This window comes from Pseudomonas sp. PB106, assembly GCF_009764645.1.
Classification (GTDB): Bacteria; Pseudomonadota; Gammaproteobacteria; order Pseudomonadales; family Pseudomonadaceae; genus Aquipseudomonas.
On the sequence record NZ_RWIM01000118.1, the window covers coordinates 41,733 to 68,343 of the forward strand.

Annotated in this window: 24 protein-coding genes; 11 read left to right on the forward strand and 13 right to left on the reverse strand. The window is 58.3% G+C overall.

All coding sequences use genetic code 11. The features are described from left to right. Positions 1–16: 16 nt before the first annotated feature. The 6 genes from EJA71_RS15615 to EJA71_RS15640 all read right to left on the reverse strand — a co-directional run bounded on the left by EJA71_RS15615 (position 17) and on the right by EJA71_RS15640 (position 8,293). A complete protein-coding gene (locus EJA71_RS15615) occupies positions 17–1,333 on the reverse strand; it encodes an OprD family porin (protein WP_158958260.1) in 1,317 nt (438 codons plus the stop codon). 197 nt (positions 1,334–1,530) lie between these two features. Further along, positions 1,531–1,752: a hypothetical protein gene (locus tag EJA71_RS15620; protein ID WP_158958262.1), complete on the reverse strand. Its 222-nt coding sequence runs from the start codon at positions 1,750–1,752 to the stop codon at positions 1,531–1,533. 245 nt (positions 1,753–1,997) lie between these two features. Beyond that, positions 1,998–3,362, reverse strand: a complete 1,365-nt coding sequence (locus EJA71_RS15625; protein ID WP_158958264.1) for a heavy metal sensor histidine kinase — start codon at positions 3,360–3,362, stop codon at positions 1,998–2,000. Further along, complete coding sequence (locus EJA71_RS15630) at positions 3,352–4,029, reverse strand: heavy metal response regulator transcription factor (protein ID WP_007916978.1); 678 nt, start codon at positions 4,027–4,029, stop codon at positions 3,352–3,354. The genes EJA71_RS15625 and EJA71_RS15630 overlap by 11 nt, the downstream gene beginning before the upstream one ends. An 8-nt stretch (positions 4,030–4,037) precedes the next feature. After that, on the reverse strand, positions 4,038–7,139 hold the full coding sequence (locus EJA71_RS15635; RefSeq protein ID WP_158958266.1) for a multidrug efflux RND transporter permease subunit: 3,102 nt from the start codon (positions 7,137–7,139) through the stop codon (positions 4,038–4,040). Next, positions 7,136–8,293, reverse strand: coding sequence for an efflux RND transporter periplasmic adaptor subunit (locus EJA71_RS15640; RefSeq protein ID WP_158958268.1), 1,158 nt, complete (start codon positions 8,291–8,293; stop codon positions 7,136–7,138). The genes EJA71_RS15635 and EJA71_RS15640 overlap by 4 nt, the downstream gene beginning before the upstream one ends. A 1,008-nt stretch (positions 8,294–9,301) precedes the next feature. Here EJA71_RS15640 and EJA71_RS15645 point away from each other — a divergent pair. From EJA71_RS15645 to EJA71_RS15655, 3 genes are all read left to right on the forward strand, one after another. Then, positions 9,302–9,661, forward strand: a complete 360-nt coding sequence (locus tag EJA71_RS15645) for a DUF6124 family protein (RefSeq protein WP_158958270.1) — start codon at positions 9,302–9,304, stop codon at positions 9,659–9,661. 266 nt (positions 9,662–9,927) lie between these two features. After that, positions 9,928–10,176: a hypothetical protein gene (locus EJA71_RS15650; protein ID WP_158958272.1), complete on the forward strand. Its 249-nt coding sequence runs from the start codon at positions 9,928–9,930 to the stop codon at positions 10,174–10,176. 128 nt (positions 10,177–10,304) lie between these two features. Beyond that, positions 10,305–11,456: a transporter substrate-binding domain-containing protein gene (locus tag EJA71_RS15655; protein ID WP_158958274.1), complete on the forward strand. Its 1,152-nt coding sequence runs from the start codon at positions 10,305–10,307 to the stop codon at positions 11,454–11,456. Positions 11,457–11,545: 89 nt separating this feature from the next. Here EJA71_RS15655 and EJA71_RS15660 read toward each other — a convergent pair whose 3' ends face one another. The 5 genes from EJA71_RS15660 to norR form a co-directional block, all read right to left on the reverse strand. Next, positions 11,546–12,295, reverse strand: coding sequence for a YkgJ family cysteine cluster protein (locus tag EJA71_RS15660; RefSeq protein WP_158958276.1), 750 nt, complete (start codon positions 12,293–12,295; stop codon positions 11,546–11,548). Between the two features lie 83 nt (positions 12,296–12,378). Then, complete coding sequence (locus EJA71_RS15665; protein ID WP_122590001.1) at positions 12,379–12,705, reverse strand: hypothetical protein; 327 nt, start codon at positions 12,703–12,705, stop codon at positions 12,379–12,381. A 120-nt stretch (positions 12,706–12,825) separates the two neighbouring features. Next, positions 12,826–13,284, reverse strand: coding sequence for a GNAT family N-acetyltransferase (locus tag EJA71_RS15670; RefSeq protein ID WP_158958278.1), 459 nt, complete (start codon positions 13,282–13,284; stop codon positions 12,826–12,828). Between the two features lie 27 nt (positions 13,285–13,311). After that, positions 13,312–14,214 (reverse strand): chemotaxis protein CheV, encoded by a 903-nt coding sequence (locus EJA71_RS15675; RefSeq protein ID WP_158958280.1) that lies wholly within the window; start codon positions 14,212–14,214, stop codon positions 13,312–13,314. A 124-nt stretch (positions 14,215–14,338) separates the two neighbouring features. Continuing rightward, the gene (gene norR / locus EJA71_RS15680; RefSeq protein WP_158958282.1) at positions 14,339–15,895 is read right to left on the reverse strand and encodes a nitric oxide reductase transcriptional regulator NorR; all 1,557 of its coding nucleotides are present in this window, start codon (positions 15,893–15,895) and stop codon (positions 14,339–14,341) included. A 164-nt stretch (positions 15,896–16,059) separates the two neighbouring features. Between norR and hmpA the strand changes: the two genes are divergently transcribed. From hmpA to cyoE, 7 genes are all read left to right on the forward strand, one after another. Next, entirely contained in the window at positions 16,060–17,241 is a 1,182-nt protein-coding gene (hmpA, locus tag EJA71_RS15685) for an NO-inducible flavohemoprotein (RefSeq protein WP_158958284.1), read from the forward strand. A 253-nt stretch (positions 17,242–17,494) separates the two neighbouring features. Beyond that, complete coding sequence (locus EJA71_RS15690) at positions 17,495–18,004, forward strand: disulfide bond formation protein B (RefSeq protein WP_095123228.1); 510 nt, start codon at positions 17,495–17,497, stop codon at positions 18,002–18,004. A gap of 841 nt (positions 18,005–18,845) precedes the next feature. After that, complete coding sequence (gene cyoA, locus EJA71_RS15695; protein WP_158958286.1) at positions 18,846–19,787, forward strand: ubiquinol oxidase subunit II; 942 nt, start codon at positions 18,846–18,848, stop codon at positions 19,785–19,787. Between the two features lie 3 nt (positions 19,788–19,790). Then, positions 19,791–21,821, forward strand: a complete 2,031-nt coding sequence (cyoB, locus tag EJA71_RS15700; RefSeq protein WP_158958288.1) for a cytochrome o ubiquinol oxidase subunit I — start codon at positions 19,791–19,793, stop codon at positions 21,819–21,821. Positions 21,822–21,824: 3 nt separating this feature from the next. After that, positions 21,825–22,448 (forward strand): cytochrome o ubiquinol oxidase subunit III, encoded by a 624-nt coding sequence (gene cyoC / locus EJA71_RS15705; RefSeq protein ID WP_129395410.1) that lies wholly within the window; start codon positions 21,825–21,827, stop codon positions 22,446–22,448. Next, positions 22,448–22,786: a cytochrome o ubiquinol oxidase subunit IV gene (gene cyoD / locus EJA71_RS15710; RefSeq protein WP_053123586.1), complete on the forward strand. Its 339-nt coding sequence runs from the start codon at positions 22,448–22,450 to the stop codon at positions 22,784–22,786. Before cyoC ends, cyoD begins: the two co-directional genes overlap by 1 nt. Positions 22,787–22,796: 10 nt before the next feature. Beyond that, positions 22,797–23,684: a heme o synthase gene (cyoE, locus tag EJA71_RS15715; protein WP_007916939.1), complete on the forward strand. Its 888-nt coding sequence runs from the start codon at positions 22,797–22,799 to the stop codon at positions 23,682–23,684. A gap of 65 nt (positions 23,685–23,749) precedes the next feature. Here the strand turns inward: cyoE and EJA71_RS15720 are convergent, their stop codons facing one another. Continuing rightward, positions 23,750–24,919: an AAA family ATPase gene (locus EJA71_RS15720; RefSeq protein ID WP_158958290.1), complete on the reverse strand. Its 1,170-nt coding sequence runs from the start codon at positions 24,917–24,919 to the stop codon at positions 23,750–23,752. Between the two features lie 352 nt (positions 24,920–25,271). Between EJA71_RS15720 and EJA71_RS15725 the strand changes: the two genes are divergently transcribed. Then, on the forward strand, positions 25,272–25,763 hold the full coding sequence (locus tag EJA71_RS15725; RefSeq protein WP_158958292.1) for a RidA family protein: 492 nt from the start codon (positions 25,272–25,274) through the stop codon (positions 25,761–25,763). A 72-nt stretch (positions 25,764–25,835) separates the two neighbouring features. Here EJA71_RS15725 and EJA71_RS15730 read toward each other — a convergent pair whose 3' ends face one another. After that, positions 25,836–26,537 (reverse strand): hypothetical protein, encoded by a 702-nt coding sequence (locus EJA71_RS15730; RefSeq protein ID WP_158958294.1) that lies wholly within the window; start codon positions 26,535–26,537, stop codon positions 25,836–25,838. Positions 26,538–26,611 lie beyond the last annotated feature (74 nt).

Here is a 26,611-nt window from a genome sequence, read left to right on the forward strand (position 1 = left end):
AGTTTCAGCGCCGATCTTAGAAGACGTTGATCGGGTAGTCGATGATCACCCGGTATTCATCGGTGTCGGTGTCAATCGCGCCGTAACCATTGCCACCCCGATTGGTTGCCCATTGCAGCCGTACCGCCAGATCTTTGGCCTGGCCACTCTGCACGACGTACTTCAAATCGATATCGCGTTCCCAGTGCTTGGCGTTGCGACCTTCAGCGCTGTACCAGTTGGCGTAACCCTGGCTGTCGGGGTCAGCCTTGGTCAAATCCACCGTGCCGCGCGAGTAGGACAGCGCCGAGGTCAGGCCCGGCACGCCGACACCGGCAAAGTCATAGGCGTATTTGAGCTTCCACGAACGCTCGTTGGGGCCGTTGAAGTCCGAGTACTGCTGCGAGTTGTCCAGATAAACGCTGTCGCCCTGGCTGATGTAGTCGAACGGCGTATTACCGTTAACCCTCTGATAGGCGGCGGTAACGCTGTGATGACCGACGCCAACGGTGAAATGCAGGCTGTAGGTGTTGTTGTCGATGTTGCCGAGCAGCGCATCACCAGTGTCTTGCGTGTGATAGAAGTGCAGGCCCGGATTCAGGCTGACCAGATCGTTCCACTGCCAAGTGTAATCCAGGTCGTAGTAGTACTGGTTCCAGATGTCCTTCAGCTCGGAGGCATACAGACTGCTGGTCAGGCCTTCGACACCGCTCCAGGCCACGCCAGCCCAGTTCAGGTGCTGGCTCTCATCGCCATCGGCCAAGGTGCCGTAGGAAGTGCCGATGCGGGTATGACCGCTCTGGTTATACGGCTTGGTGAAACTGGCCTGGCCACCCTCGATCAGCCAGCCGTCGAAACTGTGGTTGCTCAGACTCACACCACGAAAGGTCTGCGGCAGCATGCGCGTGTCACCGCCGGCAATGACCGGGTTGGTGAGGAACAGGTCACCGGCCTTCAACTCGGTATCGAACGCACGCATTTTCAGCGTGCCGCCGGCGGTGGAGAACGACCCCGGTGCTTTGCCGTTGCCATCGCTGATCGGCAGGATGCTCGAACCGTCCGTGCCGCCACCGCCGTCGAGCTTCAGCCCGAGCATGGCGTGCGCATCGATGCCGAAGCCGACCGTGCCTTCGGTGTAACCCGACTGAAAGACCCCGAGAAAGCCTTGGCCCCACTCGATGTTGTCGTCCGCTTGCTGCAGGCGGTTGCGATTCATGTAGTAGTTGCGGGCGTTGAGGTTGAGGCTCGAACCTTCGACGAAGCCTTCTTTGGCAGGCTCGTCAGCCTGAACGGCGGGAGCAATCGTTGCGGCAATTGCAATGAACAGCGGGGTGAAACGGACTGGGTAACGCACGTGCAATGGAGCTCCTTGGGTCAACTGGCGCCTCTATCTTTTGAGGCGCTCGATGTTTCTTGTTGTTACAGACGAACCAAACCGCTTTCAAACCACAACGAAAAAAGGCCGCTGAAAGGCAGCGGCCTGGAATGACGACGGTTGAACGGGAAGAGCCAAACAACCGCGTCGAGGGAAACAGTTTTGCGGGGAGCGGCTCAGCTGTCTTTTTCCAGCGATTGAGCCTGGGAAGTGGCAGCCTGCGGGGCTTGCGTGGCGTTTTGCGCCTTGGCCATCACTTCAGCCTGATACTGATCGTAAGCCTGAGCGCGAGCGACGTTGTGCGCCACGAACGACTGCGATTCTTCAGCCATCGCCATCGGCGACAGGATCAATGAGGACAAAACGAACGCGCTGGCAATACCCATACTGTTGGACATCTTGAAAACCTTCTCGCTTGGCGAGTGCTGTTTGGTGCGGGCAAAGATAAGGTTGCCGGGCGTTGGGAAACAGCGTGATTTTCATAAATGACTGTTACAGCAAAAGCAAAGATCGCGGCCTTCGGCAGCTCCTACAGGGGAAGATGTTGATCGTTCCCACGCTCTGCGTGGGAATGCCGCCCGGGACGCAGAGCGTCACTGGATACATTCCCACGCGGAGCGTGGGAACGATCGGTGGAGGAGGGTCAGACAGGCAGATAGATACCAAAGGTATTCATGCCTCGATCACTGCGCACAAACACATCTCCACCATGCATCAGCGCAATCGCTTTAACGATCGCCAATCCCAACCCATGGTTATTGCCACTGTTACTGCGCGACGCATCCACCCGGTAAAACCGTTCGAACAACCGTGGCAAATGCTCGCTGGCAATCGGCGATCCCGGGTTGGCCACACCAATACTCACCTGATGCGCTTCAACCTCAATCCGCACCTCGATCACCTGACCCGCCTCGGTGTGCTGCACCGCATTGCTCAGCAAGTTGATCAACGCCCGGCGCAAATGCGCGACTTCAATCTGTACCAGCGCATCACCGCTGACCTGCACCTGAACCTGCGCATCTTCAAGAATGAAATCCAGATATTCCAGGGTCGTCGCCACTTCATCCGCCAGCGATGTCGATGTGAGTTTGGTCGCCTTATTACCCTGGTCCGCGCTGGCGAGAAACAGCATGTCATTGATGATCGAACGCAACCGCTCCAGCTCTTCCAGATTGGATTGCAGCACCTCGAAATAATGTTCGGCGGAACGCCCACGGGTCAGCGCTACTTGCGTCTGGCCGATCAGATTGGTCAGCGGGGAACGCAATTCATGAGCGACGTCGGCGTTGAACGATTCCAGTCGCGAATAGGCCAGTTCGACCCGTTCCAGCGTCGAGTTGAACGAGTCGACAAACTGCTCAAGCTCCGGTGGCAGCGGCGACAAACGCAAGCGACCGGCCCTGAGCGGTGGCGCCAGTCGTTGTGCTTCGTGGGAGAGTTTGATCAGTGGCTTGAGGCCGATCCGCGCCACCCAATAACCCAGCGCGGACGCCATCAGCACCCCGACAATCGCCAGGCCGATCAACGCGATCAACAGGTTGTGTTGCGTCTCATGAAAAGTATCGGTGTCGATGCCGATCATGAAGCGCAGCGGCGGGCGCTGATCCTTGGCCGGGAATTCGCTGACCAGCACCTTCAGCGGATAAGGCTGCCCCGGCAGTTGCAAATCGCGCATGCCCAGCGGCCCATTGGTGATCTCGCGGATCTGCGGCGTGAGGTTGCCGTATTCGTATTGCGGATCGCCGCTGCTGATCCAGAAACTGATGCGCTTGTCTTCTTCGCCGAGCAGTTTGAGTTTGTTGTTGATCTTCACCCAGTGCTCGGGTGTGCCGAAGCGGCCAACGGTGGATTCGAGCACGCTGTAACGCGCGTCCAACTCGGCTTCCGGGAGCAATCCCAAACCTTTGTCGACCTGCTGATACAACGCGCCGCCGATCAACAGAAACACCAGCAGCGCCACCAGCGTGAACATACCGCTAAGGCGTAGCGCAATCGAATTACTGGACACCACGGCTCTCCAGCACATAACCCATGCCGCGAATGGTGTGCAGCAGTTTTTCGTCGAACGGCCCGTCGAGCTTGGCGCGCAGGCGTTTGATCGCCACTTCGACGACGTTGGCATCGCTGTCGAAATTGATGTCCCAGACCATCTCGGCAATCGCGGTTTTCGAGAGGATTTCACCTTGGCGGCGGGCGAGAACACTGAGCAGTGAAAACTCTTTGGCCGTCAGATCCAGACGTGTGCCGGCGCGGGTCGCCTTGCGGCTGATCAGATCGATCCACAGGTCGGCGATGCTCACTTGCACCGGTTCATGGCCGCCACTGCGCCGGGTCAGCGCTTGCAGGCGCGCGACCAGTTCGAGGAAGGAAAACGGTTTGCCGAGGTAATCGTCGGCACCGTCGCGCAAGCCCTTGATGCGGTCTTCGACACGCTCACGAGCGGTGAGCATGATCACCGGGGTTTGCTTGCGCGCACGTAACGCGCGCAGCACGCCGAAGCCATCGAGGCCCGGCAACATGACGTCGAGGACGATCACCGCGTAGTCGCTTTCCAGCGCCAGATGCAGACCCTCGACGCCGTCGCGGGCCAGATCCACGGTGTAACCCTGTTCCGTCAGACCGCGGTGCAGATAGTCCGCAGTTTTTTCCTCGTCTTCGATAATCAGAACGCGCATGACCCGCCTCAGTCTGTGGTCGCCAACGCCGGCAGCGGCGCAGGTTTGGGTCTATGGAAAAGTCGCTCAAGCCACAAGTATATGACCGGCGTGGTGAACAGCGTCAGCATCTGGCTGACCAGCAAACCGCCGACCACCGCGATCCCCAGCGGCTGGCGCAATTCCGCGCCGGTGCCATACCCGAGCATCAGCGGCAGCGCGCCGAGCAGGGCGGCGAGGGTGGTCATGATGATCGGCCGGAACCGCGTGATGCACGCCTCGTAAATCGCCTCCTGCGGCGACAGGCCTCGGTGTCGCTGGGCTTCGAGGGCGAAGTCGATCATCAGGATGCCGTTCTTCTTGACGATACCGATCAGCAGCACCAGCCCGATCAAGGCCATGATCGAAAAGTCCTGGCCGCAGATCCACAGCATGATCACCGCGCCCAAGCCTGCTGCCGGCAATGTCGAAATGATCGTCAGCGGGTGCACGAAGCTTTCATAAAGCACACCGAGAATGATGTACACCGCCACCAGCGCCGCCAGAATCAGCCACGGCTGACTGGCCAGCGAACTCTGGAACGCCTGCGCCGCGCCCTGGAAATTGCCGCTGATCGCTGTCGGCATGCCGATCTCGGCCTTGGCTTGATTGAGCAGAATCACCGCATCACCCAACGCCACGCCCGGCGCGAGGTTGAACGACAGGTTGGCCGCCGGGAACATGCCGTCATGGGCAATCGACAACGGGCCAATGGTCGGCGCATCGAATTTGGCCAGCGCCGACAGCGGCACCATCTCGCCACTCAGCGGCGAGCGCAGGTAGAAATAGTTGAGGCTTTCGGCCTTGCCGCGTTGCTTGGTGTCCAGCTCCAGAATCACGTTGTACTGGTTGACCTGGGTCTGGAATTCGTTGATCTGCCGTTGGCCGAAGGCGTCGTACAGCGCCTCGTCGACATCGCTCGCGGTCAGGCCGAAACGTGCGGCGGCGCTGCGATCGATGCTGATGTGGGTGATGCTGCCGCCCAGTTGCAGGTCGTTGGAAATGTCGCGGAACGCCGGGTTGCTGCGCAGTTTGTCCGTCAGGCGTTGCGTCCAGGTGGCGAGGGTCGCGCCGTCGTTACTCTTGAGCACGTATTGGTACTGCGCACGGCTCGGGCCGGAGCTGAGGTTGATGTCCTGGCCGGCGCGCAGATAGAGGACGATGCCGGGGACTTTCATCAGTTGCGGGCGGATGCGGTCGATGAACTGGCTGGCTGAAACATCACGATCACCGCGTTTTTTCAGGGCGATCCAGAAGCGCCCGTTGGCGATGGTCTGGTTGCTGCCGGAGACACCGACCGAGTGGGAAAACGCCTGCACGGCCGGATCGGCGGCAACGATTTCGGCCATGGCCAAGTGTTTTTTCACCATGTCGCCGTAGGAAATATCCGCCGCGGCTTCGGTGGTGCCGAGGACGAAACCGGTGTCCTGCACCGGGAAGAATCCTTTCGGGATAAAGATGTAACCGCCGATAGCCATTGCCAGCGATAAGCCGAACACGCCGATCATCAATTTCTGATGGGCAAGGGCACGACGCAGACCCTTCTCGTACCAACCCAGCAAACGCTCGCTGAAACCCGGTTTGTCGTGGGCATGATGCACCGGTTTGCGCATGAACAGTGCCGCCAGCGTCGGCGCCAGGGTCAGCGAGACCACCACGGAAATCATGATGGTCGAGGTCGCGGTCAGAGCGAATTCCTTGAACAGCCGCCCGACCACGCCGCCCATGAACAGCAGCGGAATAAACGCCGCCACCAGCGAAAAACTGATCGAGACCACGGTGAAACCGATCTCGCCGGCGCCCTTGATCGCCGCTTCGCGCATGTCGTCGCCGGCCTCCAGATGCCGGTGGATGTTCTCCACCACCACAATCGCATCGTCGACCACAAATCCCACGGCGACGACGATCGCCACCAGCGTCAGGTTATTCAGGCTGAAACCGAGGATATACATCAGGGCGAAACTGGCGATCAGCGACACGCCGAGCACCGCCGAAACAATCAAGGTCGCCGACAACTGACGCAGGAACAGCGCCATCACCGCGACCACCAGCATGATCGCGATCAACAGGGTGATCTCGACTTCGTGCAGGGATGCGCGAATGGTCTGGGTGCGGTCGATCAGGGTTTTCACTTGCACCGAGGCCGGCAACATCGCTTCAAGACCGGGCAGGGCGGCTTGAATACGATCGACGGTCTCGACGATGTTGGCGCCGGGCTGGCGCGAGATCACCAGGTTCACCCCGGGCCGGTCTCCTGCCCAGGCTTGCACGTAGGCATCTTCCGAACCGTTGACGACTTTGGCGACATCGCGCAGGTGAACGGGGGCGCCATCCTTGTAGGAAACGATGAGTTGGCTGTAGTCCTCGGGGTGGAACAACTGGTCGTTGGTCGACAGCGTCGAGATGCTCGATTCGCCGTACAGCGCCCCTTTGGCGAGGTTGAGGCTGGTCTGCTGGATCGCCAGACGAATGTCAGCGAGGGTCAGGCCGATCGCCGCGAGTTTGTCCGCCGACGCTTGCACGCGGATCGCCGGACGTTGCTGACCGGTGATGTTGATTTGGCCTACGCCATCGATCTGACTGATCTGACGCGAGAGCAGGGTTTCCACCAGATCGCTGAGTTCGGTGCCGGGCATTTGCGTCGAGCTGACGCTGAGGATCAGCACCGGGCTGTCGGCCGGGTTGACCTTCTTCCAGGTTGGCAGCGTCGGCATGTCCTTGGGCAGTTTGCCGGCGGCGGTGTTGATCGCCGCCTGGACTTCCTGCGCAGCGGTGTCGATGCTTTTATCGAGGGTGAATTGCAAGGTCAAAAGGCTTGAGCCCAGCGCACTGCTCGACGTCATCTGGGTCATGCCGGGGATGGCACTGAATTGCACCTCCAGCGGCGTGGCCACGGACGAAGCCATGGTGTCGGGGCTGGCACCGGGCAACTGCGCGGACACCTGAATCGTGGGAAATTCCGCTTCCGGCAGTGGGGCGATGGGTAAACGCGGGAAGGCAATCAAACCGACCAGCACCAACGCGATGGTCAGCAGAATCGTTGCGACCGGGTGATCGATGCACCACGTGGAGACGCCTTTGTGCGCCTTCATGGTTTTGGCTCCGCTTGCACCACCTGCGGCGGCTCGGTCATGACTTGTACGGTCGAGCCGGGTTTGAGCCGCGACTGGCCGTCGGTGACCAGTACGTCACCGGCCTTCACGCCTTTGATGATGTCCTGGCCGCTGCCTTGGTAAACCATCTGCACTTGCACGGCTTCGACTTTGTCGCCGTTCACCCGGTAAACGAAGTGCTGGTCGAGGCCACGTTGTACGACGGTGGGCGGGACGACCAGCGCATTTTTGTCGAGGGCTGTCTGAATTTTTACCGTGACCAGCAGACCGGGCCAGAGCTTCTGGCTGGCGTTGTCGAATTCTGCCTTGGCGCGGATGGTGCCGGTATTGGCGTTGATCTGGTTGTCGATCAGGGTCAGGTGACCTTCGCCGAGCAGGTTGCCGGTCTCGCCATCGGTGTCGGCGCCGATGTAGGCCTTGACCGGTGCACGTTGCGGATCGCTGATCAGGCCTTGCAGGGTCGGCAGCATTTGCTGGGGCAGCGAAAACTCCACGGCGATCGGGTCGATCTGAGTGACGGTGAACAGTCCTGCGGTGTCGGTCATGCGCAGGAAGTTGCCTTCATCGACCGTACGAATACCGACGCGGCCAGTGACCGGGGAGCGAATCTGCGTGTAGGAAAGTTGTACTTGCGCCGAATCAATTGACGCCTGGTTGCCTTGGGCGGTGGCTTTCAATTGGTTGACCAGGGCTTGTTGCTGGTCGTAGGTCTGCTTGGAGATGCCGTCGTCGACGGTGAGCAGTTTGTAGCGTTTGAGGTTGACCAGGGCGACTTGCAGTTGTGCCTGGCTTTCGCCTAGTTGTGCGCGGGCCTGGTCGAGGCTGGCGCGAATCGAGCGGTCGTCGATGGTGGCCAGCAGGTCGCCTGCTTTGACCAGTTGGCCTTCTTTGACGAGGATTTTGGTGAGGATGCCGTCTATTTGTGGGCGCACTACGACGCTGTGTAATGAGAGTACGGAGCCGATGCCGCTGGTGTAGCGGGGGACGTCTTTTGCGCTGACTGCGATGACTCGCACGGGGATGGCGGTGGGGGTGGCGAGTTTGGTGGGGGCGGGTTTCATTGCCCACCATGTGCCTGCGGCGGCCAGGACGATCACTAGGGCGAGCAGGGCTTTGTTCTTTTGGATTCGCATGCGGGTGGGCGCCAAGGGTATGGAGTTTGGGCAGGTTGGGTATTTATAAACTTGTTTGGGGGTCAGGAGGGTGACGGCTGGCTGTCGGCGCTGTCAGTTTTCTCTGTGTGTATATCCGTTGCTGCGGGTGTGGCTGATTAGGGTTCCGCCCTTACGGCGGGTCACTTTTGACAAACGCCTCAAAAGTAACCAAAAAGGCTTGCTCCTACGTGCGGCCCGCTCGCTGGGGCTCGGGGGGCCTTCGCTGCGGGATTGATCCGGGCGCAGCGCCTACGGTTTGCTTCGCTGCACCTCCTCTCGCTGTGTTTGGCTGCGCCAAACGGTCGCTGCGCTCCCACGCCCGGATCAATCCCTCCACTCAGCCTTCCGACGTCGCCCTACAGATCAAAAGCTACAGCCGAGCTAACGCTCATCCTGGAGTGGTGCGGCTGCGCCGCGGGCTTTGTGTAGGAGCTGCCGAAGGCTCGGGCCGCGATCGGACGATCTTTTGATCTTGATTTTGTGGGAGCTGGCTTGCCAGCGAAGGCGGCCTGACAGCCGACCAAGGTCTTGCAGATTGCATACGATCCAATTGTAGGAGTGAGCCTGCTCGCGATAGCGGCCTGACAGCCGACTATTCTCCAACTGATTGCACTCCGTTTAATTGTAGGAGCCAGCCATCCACCCGATGAATTGAGGCTGTTTAAATCTGTGTGCAGCAGGCAGAACCTTCCCACAAGGTTTTCAGGTTGTCCGTCGGACGTGCGCTCTCTAGTCTTTGGTTGTCGCCGAAAACTCGGTGATCGGGTGTGAGAACCCGGGCTAAGTATTATTCCAATACCAGTACCGTCATAATCGGCGCCAGCTGATTGCTGCCTGCATTTTTATGGCGGCTATGTACGGGCGGACTTCGGTCCGGCCGGAGGTTGTACTGGTCCTTGCCCGGTTTCTCACCCCGTACGTAGCTGCCACCCAATTCGCCGCGTGAGAAACGGTAATTGTTGGCTCCAATCAGTGAGGACTGAGTAAATGACCAAGCCCGTACCCGATCCCCCCATCGAAACAACCCCACTCGAAGAAGCCCTGCGCGCCGAAGACCAGATCAAAACCCGGGAAGCCATCAAACGCGCCCTCGATTTCTATCTCTGCCCCGAACCGGTCAAACCGCGTGAGCCGAGCACGATGTTTCTCATCCACCCGAACATCGACACCGAAAGCCTGCTCGCCCATGCTTGCGAGTCCCTCTCTTCAGCCCATGTCATGGCCGGGGATCTGGCCGATCAGCTCGGCCGCCCGCAGCGCAGTACGGCGCTGGCGATTCAGCAGATTGTCATGTTGGCCGAACTGGCGGTGAACCGGGCGCTGGATCGGGTTGATCCGCACATGTAACTCGTCCTGGTACCGCGTCATCGTTCTTCGCGAGCAGGCTCGCTCCCACCTTGAAATGCGTCCGACCTGTGGGAGCGAGCTTGCTCGCGAAGAGGTCTGCTCGGGCGACACATCTCTACCGATCAGTTCCGAAAAGGGACTTTCTGCTCTACAAACCGTTCAGCGTCCAACGCAAATCTTCAGGTGCCGAGCCATGGCGCACAGGTATACTGCGCGCCTTCGCGGCTCACTGATCGGGCCCGACTTTTTTGCTTTCCGGAGCTTTTATGACTTCCCCGACCCTGCCGCCGGTTGACGACGCCGTGAGCGATGTCCCGGCTGAACTGGCCGACACCAGCGACACCAGCGACACCAAAGCCGAAATCCCGTCCTTCAAATTTCCGTTCAAACCGGGCGAGCTGGCTTCGGCCAAAGGCTCGAACCAGCCGTGGTACAAGAACGGCGCCAAGAACGGCCACACCAAGACCCCGGGCATGGCGCCGCCGGGCACCCGTCGTTCGATGGGCAAGCGCTGATCTGTTTTGAAGTGATTCACCAAGAAGCAGATTATTCCCACAGAGACAGCTGATTCGTCCTCTGGGAAACCAAGTGACCTTTCGTCAAAGATTCATGCCCCGTGAACGCTTTGATGAAGGTCGCTTCCATGTCTCTGGCAAAAATCCTGTCTGCCTTGTCGTTGCTGGCCCTGACCACCGGTTGTGTGTCGTCAGCGGTTGAGCCGACGCTGCGGTTTGGCGTCGAACCGCTTGTACCGCCCTTTGAAAGTCGCAACGATAAAGGCGAACTGCTCGGTCTCAACATTGAGCTGGGTAATGCGCTGTGCGCTGAGCTGCAAAAAAGTTGCGTGTGGGTCGATCAGGATTACGCGACCAACGTCGAGGCGCTTGAGGCCAAGCGTTTCGACGTGATCATGCCGATGACGGCCACCCCGGCACGCCGCGAACGCATCGATTTCAGCGACAATCTCTATCCGCTAAGCAGTCAGTTGGTGGCGCGCAAAGGGACAAATCTGCAGCCCGATGCTCAGTCCCTCAAAGGCACACGCGTCGGCGTATTGGCCGGCACCAGTCGCGAGGCGTTCGCCAAGGCGCGGTGGGCGGAATCGGGTGTGACGATTCGCAGCTTCCAGTTCAACGATCAACTGATTGCCGCCCTGCAAAGCGGTGAAATCGATGCGACCCTGCAGGATTCCATCGAAATCACTTACGCCTTGTTGAGCCAGCCTCAGGGTGAGGCGTTCGGTTTTGCTGGTCCGGCGCTCAAAGACCCGATGCTGGGCACGGGTGTGGCCATGGCGCTGCGCAAAGCCGACAGCAAGCTGCGCGATGAGCTCAATGCGGCCCTGGAGCGTTTGAAGCGGAGCGGCGAGTATCAAGCGATCACCGAGCGCTATCTGCCGCCCACCATCAATGACGCTCTGCACTATCAAGCCAATGGTGAAGGTTTGCCGTTTTCCGACTCGGTAAGAGTCGGCGAAACGATCTATTTGTCGGGTGTACTAGGGCTCGATGCCAACGGCGAGCTGGTCAAAGGCGGGATCCGTCCGCAAATGGTGCAAGTGATGGAGAATCTGCGCAGCGCGCTGGATCTTGGTGGTTCGTCTCTCTCTCATGTCGCCAAGTGCACCGTGATCCTCACTGACGTCAAGGATTTCGCCGGGATGAACGCGGAGTATCGCCGCTATTTCCCGACCGACCGCTTACCTGCCCGCACGACGTTCGCTGGCAAGCAATTGGTGGTGCCGGGAGCCAAGGTAGAGCTTGAGTGCCTGGCGGTGGCTGCCGCTCGGGATTGATGCTGTCAGTGCCGCTCCCACAGTTGAAATACGATCCCCTGTGGGAGCCTGCTCGCGAAAGGGCCTTCAGTCGCTCCGAGTATTTTGGATCAAGCCGCGCGCAGCGAGATAAACGCATACGTCTGCGCCGGCTCGGTCACTACCAGAGCCCCAGCTGCCGACACTTGTCCGGCAACATCATCCCCGGATACATGAAACAGCCACTCACTCGGTGCAGTTGCTAACGGTTGCGCGGTCACCTGATCAATCACCGAAGCAAACGCACTCATGTTCGGCAGATACGCCGTGAACCCGTCACCCTTGAGCGCTGTGGTTCTAATCCCGAGCATTGCGCAAATAGTGTCCTTGATACCGATTTCATCCCGATCTGCCTGCCGCGAGCGCTCGATCAAATCAACCAGTTCGTGATCAACCAGCTCACCACCGGCAATCAGTAGCGGGCCCTGTTCCCAGGATTCCGGCGGGCAGTCCTTGGCCGCTGGATTGAGCGGGATATGCGGATTGATTTCTGCCGGATAAATCCTGCACACCAGCGGACGGCGCTCATAGATTCGGCACAGCTTGTCTTCGTCAAGATTCCGGCAAGGACCGACGTTGTAAGCCGCGAAGGTAATCGCCACGTGAGCATCGGTGTCACCGCTGCGCACCACTGCTGAACGCCGTTCGGCATGTTCCCGCTGCTGCGCCGGCAAGCCCAGACCATTGCGGAGAAAGGCTTCGACCAGCACGATCACTTGTCCGCCATCCGACGCCCACATACGGGCTTCGGCCAAGGTCAGAGGGACATGATGGTCGGTGCAGCACTTGCCGCAGCCTACGCAGGAAAACGTCGTATTCATTGAGCAATCTGTCTTCAATCGAGGTATGAAACGGCGGCGGAAAACCACCGCACAGACCCGGGTTGAAGCAAATTATGCGCCACTCACTTGGCTTTGGCGGTCGGACGGATCGAGTCCCACTCGGTGACGAAGGCGGTTTTCGATTGTTTGTTGTACAGGCACAGCTCGCTGCCTTGCTGGCCTTTCATGTGTTTTTGCGGGTATTGGCCCTGCAGCAGTACGGCGGTGTAGCCCACGCGATCATCGAATTGCGCGGGGGTGCCGACCGGTTTGGCGTTTTTCAGGCCGCTGGCTTTGGTGCAGCTGGCGAGGACGGTTTTGTCGTAGGCGGCCCAGGCGTCGGGGCTGGAGGCTTGGGCCTGGGAGGCGAGGGCGGTGAGGCACAGGAGGCTGAGGGTGATGGCTTTCATGGTAGGGGCATCCTTGGTTTGGGGGGCCAAGGTTGGAGTCTGTCTCTGGAGCTAAGTTGCCTGTATGGACCCCTTCGCGATTCCAATTGTGGGAGCGGGCTTGCTCACGAATGCGTTGGATCAGCCCGGCACCAATTCCCGGCGGACTACATACATCCCGGCACTTTCATACAGTTGCTGCGCGCGCAGGTTGTCTTCCAGTACTCGCAAATCGACGAATCCTTCGCGTCTTTGCTGAAACACTTTGAACGCATTGAGCAGCAACGCGCGTCCCAGACCCAGTCCCTGAGCCCGAGGATGTACCACCAGACTTTTGATGTATGAACTGGTCCAGCATAGCGCCACGCCGACCACACCTTCGGCATCGCAGGCAATCAAACACAGCGTCGGATCGTATTCAGGATCGCTCTCAAATCGCCGCTGCCACTGCTCCAGTGGTGGCACAGAACCGCCCCCTTTGCGATGTCCGATTTGCATCAATTGATGCACCGCTGGCGCCAGTTCTTCGCGGTATACGCAAAGTTCGAAGTCGCATGGCCATTGCGCATCCGGCGCGACTTCGCTCAAGTCGCGCCGCATCAAAAAACAGTATCTCTCGCCCAAGACTCAGTGCCCGTGCGCGGCGACGTGCTTGGCCGCCTCGATCAAACGTTGGGTCAGCTCCGGCGAAGAAAACTTGGTCAACACCGCATTCGCTCCGGCCAGCCGCGCTTTCTCGCTGTTCATCGCGCTGTCGAGCGAGGTGTGCAGCAGCACGTAGAGGTGGGCGAAGTCCGGGGTCTCGCGCAGGGTGCGGGTAAAGGCGTAGCCGTCCATTTCGGACATTTCGATGTCGGAGACGATCAGGTTGATCTGCTGGGCGGTGCCTTGCAGGTCGAGCAGGCAGTCGATGGCTTCCTTGGCGCTGCGTGCGGTGTGGCATTGCAGGCCAAGATTGCGCAGGGTGTGCACCGATTGTTGCAGCGCCACCTGACTGTCATCGACCACCAGGATGCGGGCGTTGCCGAGTACTTCGGCGTCTTCCATGGTCAGGTCGGTCGGGGCCATTTCGATCTGCGCCGGGGCGATGCTGTGGATAACCTTTTCGATATCCAGCACCTGCACCAGCGTGCCGTCCACCGAGGTCACGCCGGTAATGTAAGCGCGCGAACCGCCCGAGCCGAATGGCGGTGGCTTGATGTCGGTGGTCAGGCAGTGGACGATTTTGCTCACAGCCTGAACATGCAGACCCTGTTTGGAACGGCTGACGTCGGTGACGATCAGGCAACCGCCGTTCGGATCTTCCAGCGGACGCTCGCCGATCGCGCGGCTGAGGTCGATCACTGACAACGAAGCACCGCGCAGCGTGGCGATGCCTTTGACGTGGGGGTGCGATTCCGGCAGTTTGGTCAGCGGCGGGCAGGGAATGATTTCACTGACTTTCAGCAGGTTGATCGCCATCAACTTGCCGCTGCGCAAGGTAAACAGCAGAAGCGAAAGCGAATCTGCGCGGGCTTTGGTGGAAGACATATAAACCTTCTGTGGAAAAAGGTGAGCGGCGATCCCGGAGGTCGCCAGCAGGTATTGATGCCGGGTTATCGACGTCTTGCGGGCAGGCTTTAGGGATTCTGGCGCCAATCCGACGGTGGGCTGATTATTTCATCCCCAACCGCTTGGCCATCCGCCCAAGGTTCGCCCGGTCCAGCCCCAAATCTCTTGCGGCACTGGCCCAGTTATCCTGATTACGCTCCAGCGCCGCACTGATCAAGCGGCGCTGATACGCCTCGGTCGCGCTGCGCAAATCACCCGTAATCAGCGGCGCAGCAGCGACCGCGCCGGCCATGGGTTCAGCCGGGTTATCCACAACCTCGCGCGGCAAATCCAGATCCGCTGCACTCAAGCTGAGAATCTTCGGTCGCACCTTGCAGTTGCCCAGCGCCTTCAATGCGCTGCGTCCGATCAAGTGTTCCAGTTCGCGTACATTGCCCGGCCACGTGTAGGCCAGCAGCGCTTCCTGAGCGTCGCTGTTCAGACGCAGGCTGTTAAGGCCCATACGCGAGCGGTTCTGTTCGAGGAAGAAACCGCTGAGCAGCAACACGTCACGTCCGCGATCACGTAGCGCCGGCACTCGCAGCGGGTAAACGCTAAGGCGATGGTAGAAGTCGGCGCGATAACGACCGCTGCGCACTTCTTCGGCCAGGTCGCGATTGGTCGCGGCGATCAAGCGCACGTCGACCTGATGCTCCTTGTCCGAGCCCAGACGCTGCAACTGCCCGCTCTGCAAAACCCGCAGCAACTTGGCCTGTACCGTCAGCGACAGCTCGCCGACTTCGTCGAGAAACAGCGTGCCGCCATTGGCCAGTTCGAACTTGCCGCGACGATCACTGGTGGCGCCGGTGAACGCGCCGCGCACATGACCGAACAGTTCGCTTTCCACCAAGGTATCCGGCAGGGCGGCGCAGTTGAGGCTAATGATCGGTTGGTCGGCGCGCGGTGACGCGGCGTGGATCGCTTGCGCCACCAGCTCTTTGCCGACCCCGGTTTCACCGGTGATCAACACGGTCAGATCACTGCCACCGACCAGGTTTATTTCTTCCACCAAGCGTTTAAGTGTTTTGCTCTGGCCGATCATTTCGCGGTGCTGCTGACCGCTGGCCTGACGGTAAACCTCAGCGCGTTGATGCTCGTCTTCGGCGCGAGTGGCCAGCCGTTCGATGCGCTCGGCGGCGTTGACCGTGGCCGAGGCGAGGCTGGCGAAGGCTTGCAAGGCATCGAGTTCGATCGGTTCGAATCGCTCGGGATCGAGTGCATCAAGGGTAATCAGGCCCCAGAGCTTTTCATCGACAAACAAAGGACAGCCGAGGCAGTCGTGAACTTCAAGATGCTCATCGAGACCATCGACCAGACCGTCGTAAGGATCGGGCAAATCACTGTCAGCGGCGAAGCGGGTTGGCCCGGCACCGGCCAGGAGGATTTCGAAGCGCGGGTGTTCGCTGACTTTGAAGCGCCGGCCCAGGGTGTCAGTGCTCAGGCCATCCACCGCCAGCGGCACCAGCGATTCACCGTCGAGCCGCAACAACGCGGCGGCATCGCAGGGCAACAGCGCGCGCATGGCTTCGAGCAGGCGTCGGTAACGCTCACCCTCAGGCAGTTCGCGGGAGAGGTCGGAAACCAGAGGCAGCAGGGCGGTGAGCAGTGATTTGGCGGTCATGGTCTTGTAGTCAAAGGGACACGATGTAGTCGGGATGACTATAAGTCTGTTTGGGTCGTTATGACTACAAGACTTACAAGTCTTTGAATTATATGGATAAAAAATCTGGCACGAAATCTGATAAGTCTAAGGTAACTTTTCAATAAAGCTCAGGAGTTGCTCTTATGCTTAGCGTCCAGGATCGTGCCATCGTCAAGTCCACCGTGCCTCTGCTGGAAAGCGGCGGGGAAGCGCTGATCACGCACTTCTACCGCATGATGCTCTCTGAATACCCTGAGGTGCGCCCACTGTTCAACCAGGCCCACCAGGCCAGCGGCGATCAGCCGCGTGCTCTGGCCAACGGCGTCTTGATGTATGCGCGGCATATTGATCAGCTCGACCAGTTGGGCGATCTGGTCGCGAAAATCATCAACAAGCACGTGGCCCTGCAGATTCTGCCGGAGCACTACCCGATTGTCGGTGCGTGCCTGCTGCGCGCCATCTCCGAAGTGCTCGGCGAAGAGATCGCCACGCCTGAAGTGATGAGCGCCTGGGGCGCAGCGTACGGTCAACTGGCTGACATCCTGATCGGCGCCGAAACCGCTATTTATGACCAGAAAGAACACGCGGTCGGCGGCTGGCGCGGAGCGCGTGAATTCATCGTCGCGGCCAAGGTCGAGGAGAGCGCGGAAATCATCTCCTTCTACTTTGAGCCGGCAGACAGAGGCCCGATCCTGGCAGCCGAACCGGGTCAGTACATCGGCATGAAGCTGATCCTCGATGGCGAAGAAATCCGTCGCAACTACTCGTTGTCGGCGCTGGCCAATAAAGGTCAGTACCGCATCAGCGTCAAGCGTGAACCGGGTGGCCGCGCGTCCAACCATTTGCACGATCAACTGCATGTTGGCGCGAGCATTCAACTGTTTCCACCCTCGGGCGAATTCACCCTGACGGCCAGCGACAAACCGCTGGTGCTGATCAGTGGCGGCGTTGGCATCACTCCGACGTTGGCGATGCTCGAAGCGGCGCTGGAAACCGAGCGCCCGGTGCATTTCATCCACTGCGCGCGCAATGGCAGCGTCCATGCGTTCCGCGATTGGGTCGATGGCCTGGCGGCGCGTCATCCGCAACTCAAGCGTTTCTACTGCTACGCCGAAGACGATGGCGTCAGCCCGGCGGCGGACAAGGTGGGCCTGCTGAGCGTGGAGCAATTGGGCGAGTGGCTGCCTGAGCAGCGTGATGTCGACGCTTACTTCCTTGGGCCGAAGGGGTTCATGGGCGCGATCAAGCGTCATTTGAAAGCCTTGGGTGTGCCAGAGAAGCAGAGTCGTTACGAGTTCTTCGGGCCAGCGTCTGCTTTGGAATGATCTGATATCGAGTCGTCCCCGATCGCGGGCAAGCCCGCTCCCACAGTTTCAGCGTCGCTCACAGATTCTTTTGGGCAGCGCGAATCCTGTGGGAGCGGGCTTGCCCGCGATAGCCGTTACACAATTGTGATTTGCAAAACAGCCCTGCAATTTAATGGTTCCTTAACCGCTTTATCGTTTATTGCCCCGGTGTAGACTTGCGACAACTTTCAGCCGCACGCCGGCTGAACCATGGACAAACAAGGGAAAGGCGATGAGCGAGGAAACGATTCGGTTGGGCCGTGAGCGGCGCTTTCTGGTGCTGTTGGGGATCATCTGTCTGGCGCTGATCGGTGGCGCGCTGTACATGCAAATCGTGCTGGGTGAGGCGCCGTGCCCCCTGTGCATTCTGCAGCGCTATGCGTTGCTGCTGATTGCGCTGTTCGCGTTCATCGGCGCGGCCATGCGCACCCGTCGCAGCATCACCGTGTTTGAAGTGCTGGTGGTGATTTGTGCGCTGGCCGGGGCCGCTGTCGCCGGGCATCACGTGTACACGCAGTTCTACCCGGCGGTGAGCTGCGGCATCGATGTGTTGCAGCCGATTGTCGATGATCTGCCACTGGCGAAGATCTTCCCGCTGGGCTTCCAGGTCGATGGATTCTGCTCGACGCCGTACCCGCCGATTCTCGGTCTGTCGCTGGCGCAATGGGCGCTGGTGGCGTTCGTGCTGGTGGTGATTCTGGTGCCGCTGCTGACCTCGCGTAACCGAAAAGCACTGCGCTGAGTCAACTATTCGGCGGAGTGGCCGATACAGAAAGCGCCCCGATTTGCGGATCAGCAAATCGGGGCGTTTTACATTTTCACAGCGTTTGTGAAAACACCGTGACGAACGGCAATGGAGGGTGCGGCAAGTGTGCGACATGTTGTCACACGCGGCGTGTCGCAGGGTGCCGTGAAGGGGCCGATTGGTCTCTTGTTACATAAAAACATTGGTCTGTTTCGGCGTTTTTCGCTTTCTGCACACGAGTGCCAGATCAGGCAGTTTTAACAAGCGCCGGCATATGGCCAAAAGCCTTGGGTTATCGGGCTTTGCGCTATTCCGGGACTCGGAAAAGGCCTTCAGAGCTGTCTGAACTGAGGCGGGTACACGTACAAATTTTGGTGTTTTTGTTGAGAATTGATTTCGATAACATGCGGAACTTTTGCAAAAATGGCGATGGATTGTTGCTCGAACGGATAAAAATTATTTCGGGATAAGACATGGTGTATAGGGCGCTACCTATCTACAATCGCCCGCACTGAATTCCCGGCACTGTTCAGCCTTTATTAAGGAACACATTAATAAGGCGCTGCGCAGAAAGTCGGGTGTCGAGTGAGTCGTGAGGCTTCCAAGACACCCAGGTGTCGGTGCCTTCCAACTTTCCGCACCAAATGGAATTGGTCTGTAACAAGGCCTTTGACCACGAATTCGAATAAGAACTGACCGCTGTCCCAGGATTTGTCGAGCGTCTGACGCGCGACGGGCGGCCCTTATTCAATCCAAAGAAAATGCCAACCCTTGGCAGGGTGAAGTGTTGGCGATCAAAACCCAACTGCATTGCGCAAGCTGCTTTAGAGGTCGTGAGATGAGTAAAAACAGGTACCCCAGATTACTAGGCCTAGTGCCGCTGCTCGGCACGTTGTTGCTGGGAGGCTGCAACATGACCTTGCTCAATCCAACGGGCCAGGTTGGCCTGGAACAGCGAAACCTGATCATCACCGCGACCCTGCTGATGCTGTTGGTCGTCGTGCCGGTTATCGTCATGACCTTCCTGTTCGCCTGGAAGTACCGCGCGTCGAACAAGAACGCCGTCTACACCCCGAAATGGTCGCACTCGACCAAAATCGAAGTGGCAGTCTGGACCATCCCGGTCCTGATCATCATTGCCCTGGGTTACATCACCTACATTTCGACCCACGAATTGGACCCGTATCGTCCGATTCAATCCGACGTCAAGCCGGTGACCATCGAAGTGGTCGCGCTGGACTGGAAGTGGCTGTTCATCTACCCGGAACAAGGCATCGCCACGGTCAACAAGATCGTGTTCCCGGCGCACACGCCAATCAACTTCAAGATCACCTCTGACGCTGTGATGAACTCGTTCTTCATCCCGGGTCTGGGCGGCCAGATCTACGCGATGGCGGGCATGCAGACCAAGCTGCACCTGATCGCTGACCGTAACGCTGAAATGGACGGTATCTCCGCCAACTACAGCGGCGCGGGTTTCACCGGCATGAAGTTCAAAGCTATCTCCACCACTCAGGAAGATTTCGACACCTGGGTCAGTGAAGTCAAGAAGTCACCTAAACAGCTTGATCAAGCTGAATACGCAGCCCTTGCCAAGCCAAGCCAGAACAACCCAGTCGAGCTCTACTCCTCGGTCACGCCGAACCAGTTCCAGATCATCGTCGACAAGTACGAAGGTATGAAGCCGGGCAAGCCACTGAAGCACGAGAAGAAAGAGAAAGAAGTGGCGGCCACGGAAATTGACTCGAGTTCGCATTCAGCTGCCGGGGCAGAGGAGTAAACGATGTTTGGTAAATTAAGTTGGGAAGCAGTCCCATTCCACGAACCGATCGTGATGATTACCATCGCCATGATCGCGCTCGGTGGTCTGGCGCTGTTCGCTGCAATCACCTACTTCAAGAAGTGGACGTACCTGTGGACCGAGTGGTTGACCTCGGTAGACCACAAGAAAATCGGCGTGATGTACATCATCGTCGCCATGGTCATGCTGCTGCGCGGTTTTGCCGACGCGATCATGATGCGTACCCAGTTGGCCATGGCCACCGAGGGTTCGCCTGGCTACCTGCCACCTGAACACTATGACCAGATCTTCACCGCTCACGGTGTGATCATGATCATCTTCATGGCGATGCCATTCTTCACCGGCCTGATGAACCTTGCAGTGCCGCTGCAGATCGGCGCGCGTGACGTTGCGTTCCCGTTCCTGAACTCCCTGAGCTTCTGGCTGCTGGTTTCCGGCGTAGTACTGATCAACCTGTCGCTGGGCGTCGGCGAATTCGCCAAGACCGGTTGGGTTGCCTATCCACCACTGTCGGGTCTGCAATACAGCCCTGGCGTGGGCATGGACTACTACATCTGGGCGCTACAGTTATCCGGGTTAGGTACGACGCTAACGGGGGTTAACTTCCTCGCGACCGTACTGAAAATGCGTACCCCTGGCATGAAACTGATGGACATGCCGATCTTCACCTGGACCTGCACCTGGGCAAACGTTCTGATCGTGGCTTCGTTCCCGATCCTGACCGCTACCCTGGCACTGCTGACCCTTGACCGTTACATGGATTTCCACATTTTCACCAATGAACTTGGTGGCAATCCAATGATGTACGTCAACCTGTTCTGGGCCTGGGGCCACCCTGAGGTTTACATCCTGATCCTGCCGGCATTCGGCATCTTCTCGGAAGTGATCTCGGCGTTCACCGGCAAGAAACTGTTCGGCCACCACTCGATGATCTACGCCTCGGGCGCGATCTCGGTACTGGGCTTCATGGTTTGGCTGCACCACTTCTTCACCATGGGTTCGGGTGCAAGCGTCAACGCCTTCTTCGGTCTGGCGACGATGCTTATTTCCATCCCGACGGGTGTGAAGCTATTCAACTGGCTGTTCACCATCTACCAGGGCCGTCTGCGCTTCACCAGCCAGGTGCTGTGGACTCTGGGCTTCATGGTGACTTTCGCCATCGGCGGCATGACTGGCGTACTGCTGGCCATCCCGGGTGCTGACTTCGTTCTGCACAACAGCCTGTTCGTGATCGCGCACTTCCACAACGTGATCATCGGTGGTGCGGTATTCGGTTACATCGCTGGTTTCGCGTTCTACTTCCCGAAAGCGTTCGGCTTCAAGCTGCACGAAGGTTGGGGTAAAGCAGCGTTCTGGTTCTGGATCTCGGGCTTCTTCGTCGCGTTCATGCCGCTCTATGCACTGGGCTTCATGGGCATGACCCGTCGTCTGAACGCCACCACCAACCCTGAGTGGGTACCGTACCTGTACGTTGCCATGTTCGGTGCGGTGATGATCGCTGCCGGTATCGCCTGCCAACTGATTCAGCTGTACGTCAGTGTGCGTGACCGCAACAAGCCAGAGAACATTTGCGATCACGGTGACCCGTGGAATGCACACACTCTGGAATGGTCGACCTCGTCGCCTCCGCCGTTCTACAACTTCGCTGTGCTGCCAAAGGCTGACTGCATCGACCCGTTCACTGAAGCCAAGGAAAACGGTACTGCGTACCAGCAACCGGCCAAGTACGAGCCGATCCACATGCCGAACAACACCGCCACTGGTGTGGTGATGGGCGCGCTGTTGACCGTCTTCGGTTTCGCCATGATCTGGCACATCTGGTGGCTGGCGATCGCGAGCCTGGTAGGCACTGTTGTCTACTTCGTGATCCACGCTGCACGTGACGACCAGGGCTATATGGTTCCGGTTGAAACGATCGAACGTATCGAAGCCGAGCAGCACAAGCGTCTGGTCGCGGCAGGGAAAATCCCGGCCAATGCCACCCGTGTTGAAACCTCGTTGGAACAGGCTTAAACCATGTCGAATTTAGTGACCAATGCTGGACACGCCCATGGTGAACATGGGCACGATGACCATCACCACGATTCGGGCGAGATGACCGTATACGGTTTCTGGCTCTACCTGATGACCGACTGCATCTTGTTTGCGTCGATCTTCGCGGTATACGCGGTACTGGTAAACAACGTCGCCGGTGGCCCTGCGGGCCACGACATCTTCGAACTGCCATACGTGCTGGGCGAAACCGCTCTGCTGTTGTTCAGTTCGATCACCTACGGCTTCGCCATGCTGGCGTTGTACAAAGGCAAAAAGCAGCAGGTTCTGGGTTGGTTGTTCATGACCTTCCTGCTGGGCGCAGGCTTCATCGCCATGGAGATCAACGAGTTCCACCTGCTGATCTCCGAGGGCTTCGGTCCTAGCCGTTCGGGCTTCCTGTCCGCGTTCTTCACCCTGGTCGGTACCCACGGTCTGCACGTATCCGCGGGTCTGATCTGGATGGGCATCATGATGTACCAGGTCAACAAGCACGGCCTGACGGCGACCAACAAGACCCGTCTGAGCTGCCTGAGCCTGTTCTGGCACTTCCTGGACGTGGTGTGGATCTGCGTATTCACCGTTGTTTACCTGATGGGGACCCTGTAATGGCTAATGCACACTCCCATGACAGCCACGACGACGCCGGCCACGGCAGCGTCAAGTCCTACGCGATCGGCTTCATTCTGTCGGTGATCCTGACAGCAATCCCGTTTGCTCTGGTGATGTACCCGTCGTTGCCGAAGTCGATCACGCTGATGATCGTTCTGGCCTTCGCCGTGATCCAGGTGGTTGTCCACCTGGTGTACTTCCTGCACCTGGATCGCTCGGCTGCGCAACGTAACAACGTGATTGCCTTCGTGTTCGCCGCGATCGTGATTGTGCTGCTGGTTGGCCTGTCGCTGTGGATCATGTTCAGCATCCACACGTACATGATGGCGAAGTGAGGTAGACCCGATGTCGCTCAAGCACTTTATCCAAATCACCAAACCGGGGATCATTTTCGGTAACGTGCTTTCTGTGGCAGGCGGGTTCTTCCTGGCCTCGAAAGGGCATGTGGATCTGGCGGTGTTTCTGGCTGCCATGATCGGTACATCCCTGGTTGTCGCCTCCGGTTGCGTGTTCAACAACTGCATCGACCGCGACATCGACCTGAAGATGGAACGCACCAAGAACCGGGTGCTGGTCCAGGGCTTGATCTCCCTGAAACTGGCCCTGGTCTACGCGACCATCCTTGGTGTTCTCGGCGTTGCACTGTTGTACAAAGTGGCCAACCCGTTGGCCGCTTTGTTCGCGGTAATCGGCTTCATCATCTACGTCGGCTTCTACAGCCTGTACCTCAAGCGCAAGTCGGTTCACGGCACGCTGGTGGGCAGTCTGTCGGGCGCCATGCCGCCAGTGATCGGTTACGTTGCCGTAACCAACAGCTTCGACATGGCCGCGCTGACGTTGCTGGTGATGTTCAGCCTGTGGCAGATGCCGCATTCCTACGCCATCGCGATCTTCCGCTTCAACGATTACCTGGCCGCATCGATTCCTGTGTTGCCAGTGAAGCGCGGGATTCAAGTGGCGAAGAAGCACATCCTGCTCTACATCCTGGCGTTCCTCGTGGCGACCTTGATGCTGACCTTCAGCGGTTACGCCGGCATGAGCTACCTCGCGGTTGCCGCGGCCATGGGCATGTACTGGTTGTACATGGCCTGGACCGGCTACAAAGCGGTGGATGACACGGTCTGGGCACGCAAGCTGTTCGTGTTCTCGATCTTCACCATCACTGCGTTGAGCGTCATGATGTCCCTGGACTTCAAGGTGCCGGCAGAGCTGCTGCTGACGTACGCGCCGTAAGGCTCAAAGGCTTGAAGAAAAACCCCGCACATTGAGAGATGTGCGGGGTTTTTTGTTGGGGCAGGTTATGGCCCTCGTCGCATGAACTCATCAAACAGCGGAACAGTGAACGCGATAAGCGCATATTCGGGGCTGTAGATCATGCCTTTTTTAATCAGGCTATCGCGCACCGGGCCAAGACTCGTCGCGTTTCTACCCAGTTTTTTTGCTACGTCGGCAGAACGTTGCGGACCTTCTCCCAGTTCTGCCAGACAACGCATGTAATCCCTTTCGGCAGGCGTCGTACGATCAAAGCGAACCCGGAAAAACGACTCATCAAGCTTGCGAATGCTTTCCTCGGTTGCTGCCTGCGCATCCTGTTCCGTAATGATTTTATCTTTCGCTATGTTCCATGCGGTGTAACCCCACTCTTGGAGAAAGTAGGGGTAACCATGAGTCTTTTCATAGATTTCGCGCAGCGCCTCGTCAGAAATCCTGGCGCCCTCATCTTCAACGGGATCACGCAAGGCTTTCCACGCATCCACTTCCAATAGCGCTCCCAACCGTGGGAACTCGAACAGTCGCTCGGCATAGCTTTTGGCATCGCCTGCCTGTCCGGCCAACTGAGGGAGTCCTGCGCCGAACAGGATCAGAGGCAAGGCCGCTTGGTTGATTGCGTGGATTGCGCGGATAAGCGCACCTAGCTCATCTTTGGAAAGGTACTGCAGCTCGTCAATGAATATGGCTACTGGCTGACCTGTGTCTCGTGCCGCTTCTGCTGTTGCTATCAGAATGTCTCGCAAGTCATCTTCAAGATTTCCACTATCTGCATAACCCGCCTCAGAGTCGCCACCCAGTGTTACTTCTGCTCCACCTGCCGCGATAGTGATATTGCCAATAAAGCTGCGCAAAACCCGTATGCCTTTTCTGACGGTCTCGACCGTGTTTTGCACTCGGTCCAGACGTAACAGAAGACGGCGTAGAACCGGTATCAACAGTTGCTTTAGCTCTGCGCCATCGTGGGCTTCCTGCATTTCGGCTAGATAGCCCAAGGCGATAGCCCGATCCTTGATTTGATTCAGAAGCACCGTTTTCCCGACACCCCGTAATCCCAGGATCATAAGGGACTTGGCGTGCTTCCCACGTTTCGTGCGGGCAAGCGCTGTATCCGCCGTTTCCAGTACCTCGGATCGTCCTGCCAGCTCGGGTGGTGAGACGCCTGCTCCAGGGTTGAAGGGGTTGGTATTCTTGTCCAAAGCTTGATCTCATACGAACTTATTGATGGTTATAGTGATAAATCGCTATAACTGCAAATAAACAGCTAGATACCAATCCCACCCGTGCCGCATGGGCGTATTTCTTAGTCAGGAGCCATGTCGACCTTAGGCCGAGTCACTGTTCAGGACAATCGTAGCGATGTACTGGCCTGACGAATATTTGTACGCCCTAAACCGCCAACGCCTTTGGAATCAACATCTGTAGGCGCAGGTTGCGGTGCGGTCGTAAAAGCCCTAGATTTGGATCCAAATATGTCGATGGCTCGTCCATGCCTATGGTGTGGCACTCAACCATCGGAACTTGTGGATTGAATCGAAAAGGCTGGGCGAAATGACTGAGAGGATGAGCTGCGACGAGCGTTTCATTGCCCTGGCCCAAGAGCTGAATTACGACATCTATGGTGAGAACACCGCCGGCGGCAATTACGCGCCGCTGATCCGTCATCACGATGAGTTGTATATCAGCGGCATGGTGCCGCGCACCCACGGCAAGATTCAGTATCCGGGCCGGGTCGGGCTGGAGTTGACGCTCAAGGATGCGCAGGCTGCTGCGAGCATCAGTGCGATGCGTTGCCTGGCGCTGATCGTCGATGCGGTGGGTTCGCTGGACAAGATCAAGGCGCTGTTGCGGGTGACCGTGTACGTGAAGTCGACGCCTGATTTTGTCGATCTGAGTGAAGTGGCCAATGGTGCTTCGGACGTGTTCAGCCATGTGCTTGGCGACGCTGGTCGACACACCCGCACCACCATTGGTGTGTATCAGTTGCCGAAGAACGCGGCGATCGAGGTCGACATGATTGTGGCTGTGCATTCAGGCGCGTAACCACCGAACGCCAGAAAACAAAAAGCCCCGCCTGAATTTCAGCGCGGGGCTTTTTCGTTTGACGCTGCGCTCTTACTGCGCGGCGATGCTGTAGCCATCGAACGCGGTCTGCTTTTGCAGGGCGGTGATGATGTTCTTGCGGTTCACCGCCTGCTCAGTGCCGTCGTTATCCACGAAGACTTCGCTCTCCAGTTCCGCTTCTTCGCCTTCACCGACGAAGGTGAAACCGAGGAACTCCAGCGCTTCACGGTCGACGTTCAGACGCGAGCGCGGTGTGCGCAGTGGCAGGGTCACGCTGATGCCGTCCTTGCTGATGGTGAAGATTTCGACTTCTTTCTTCTTCGCCGCTTTGCTCTTGCCACCGCTCGGATTGCTGATCGCCTGATGGGTCTGGTTCAGCACTTTGAGGGCCAGGCCATAAACGATTTCCTGGAACGCCGGATCGTCCTTGAAGCTCGACAGGATACGGCCGATCGAGAACTTGCTGCTGAGGTCTTCCAAGGCTGCGAGGTCGGCAGCTTCGGCGTCTTTCAGCGCCTTGAGTTCGCCCATCAGCTCATAGGCCTTGTCATCATCGAAGCTGTCGTGAGCCTGACGGATCGCGGCGCGCAGCTCGCGGATCTGGTCGCTTTCACGGGTCGACTGGAAAGCATCCAGGACCATTTCGCTGATGATTTTGGCTTGTGGAAGGTGTTGTGAAAGATTGATGGAGTTTTCGTATTCCGCTTTGGACGATTCGGTGACTACGGATTCAGCGGTGTTGAAATCGGACATTGAAATTTCACTACTTTTTAACTTGAGTTGAGATGAGCAAGCCCGAGGGCTTTTTCAGGCCGACTAATTTAGGG

Coding starts and splice junctions, on each gene's coding strand:
- cyoB (WP_158958288.1), top strand. CDS start 19,791: ATGTTTGGTAAATTAAGTTGGGAAGCAGTCCCATTCCACGAACCGATC.
- EJA71_RS15725 (WP_158958292.1), top strand. CDS start 25,272: ATGACTGAGAGGATGAGCTGCGACGAGCGTTTCATTGCCCTGGCCCAA.
- cyoE (WP_007916939.1), top strand. CDS start 22,797: ATGTCGCTCAAGCACTTTATCCAAATCACCAAACCGGGGATCATTTTC.
- cyoA (WP_158958286.1), top strand. CDS start 18,846: ATGAGTAAAAACAGGTACCCCAGATTACTAGGCCTAGTGCCGCTGCTC.
- EJA71_RS15670 (WP_158958278.1), bottom strand. CDS start 13,284: ATGCGGCGCGACTTGAGCGAAGTCGCGCCGGATGCGCAATGGCCATGC.
- cyoC (WP_129395410.1), top strand. CDS start 21,825: ATGTCGAATTTAGTGACCAATGCTGGACACGCCCATGGTGAACATGGG.
- EJA71_RS15645 (WP_158958270.1), top strand. CDS start 9,302: ATGACCAAGCCCGTACCCGATCCCCCCATCGAAACAACCCCACTCGAA.
- EJA71_RS15675 (WP_158958280.1), bottom strand. CDS start 14,214: ATGTCTTCCACCAAAGCCCGCGCAGATTCGCTTTCGCTTCTGCTGTTT.
- EJA71_RS15635 (WP_158958266.1), bottom strand. CDS start 7,139: ATGAAGGCGCACAAAGGCGTCTCCACGTGGTGCATCGATCACCCGGTC.
- EJA71_RS15690 (WP_095123228.1), top strand. CDS start 17,495: ATGAGCGAGGAAACGATTCGGTTGGGCCGTGAGCGGCGCTTTCTGGTG.
- EJA71_RS15650 (WP_158958272.1), top strand. CDS start 9,928: ATGACTTCCCCGACCCTGCCGCCGGTTGACGACGCCGTGAGCGATGTC.
- EJA71_RS15620 (WP_158958262.1), bottom strand. CDS start 1,752: ATGTCCAACAGTATGGGTATTGCCAGCGCGTTCGTTTTGTCCTCATTG.
- EJA71_RS15655 (WP_158958274.1), top strand. CDS start 10,305: ATGTCTCTGGCAAAAATCCTGTCTGCCTTGTCGTTGCTGGCCCTGACC.
- EJA71_RS15630 (WP_007916978.1), bottom strand. CDS start 4,029: ATGCGCGTTCTGATTATCGAAGACGAGGAAAAAACTGCGGACTATCTG.
- hmpA (WP_158958284.1), top strand. CDS start 16,060: ATGCTTAGCGTCCAGGATCGTGCCATCGTCAAGTCCACCGTGCCTCTG.
- EJA71_RS15665 (WP_122590001.1), bottom strand. CDS start 12,705: ATGAAAGCCATCACCCTCAGCCTCCTGTGCCTCACCGCCCTCGCCTCC.
- cyoD (WP_053123586.1), top strand. CDS start 22,448: ATGGCTAATGCACACTCCCATGACAGCCACGACGACGCCGGCCACGGC.
- EJA71_RS15640 (WP_158958268.1), bottom strand. CDS start 8,293: ATGCGAATCCAAAAGAACAAAGCCCTGCTCGCCCTAGTGATCGTCCTG.
- EJA71_RS15730 (WP_158958294.1), bottom strand. CDS start 26,537: ATGTCCGATTTCAACACCGCTGAATCCGTAGTCACCGAATCGTCCAAA.
- EJA71_RS15660 (WP_158958276.1), bottom strand. CDS start 12,295: ATGAATACGACGTTTTCCTGCGTAGGCTGCGGCAAGTGCTGCACCGAC.
- norR (WP_158958282.1), bottom strand. CDS start 15,895: ATGACCGCCAAATCACTGCTCACCGCCCTGCTGCCTCTGGTTTCCGAC.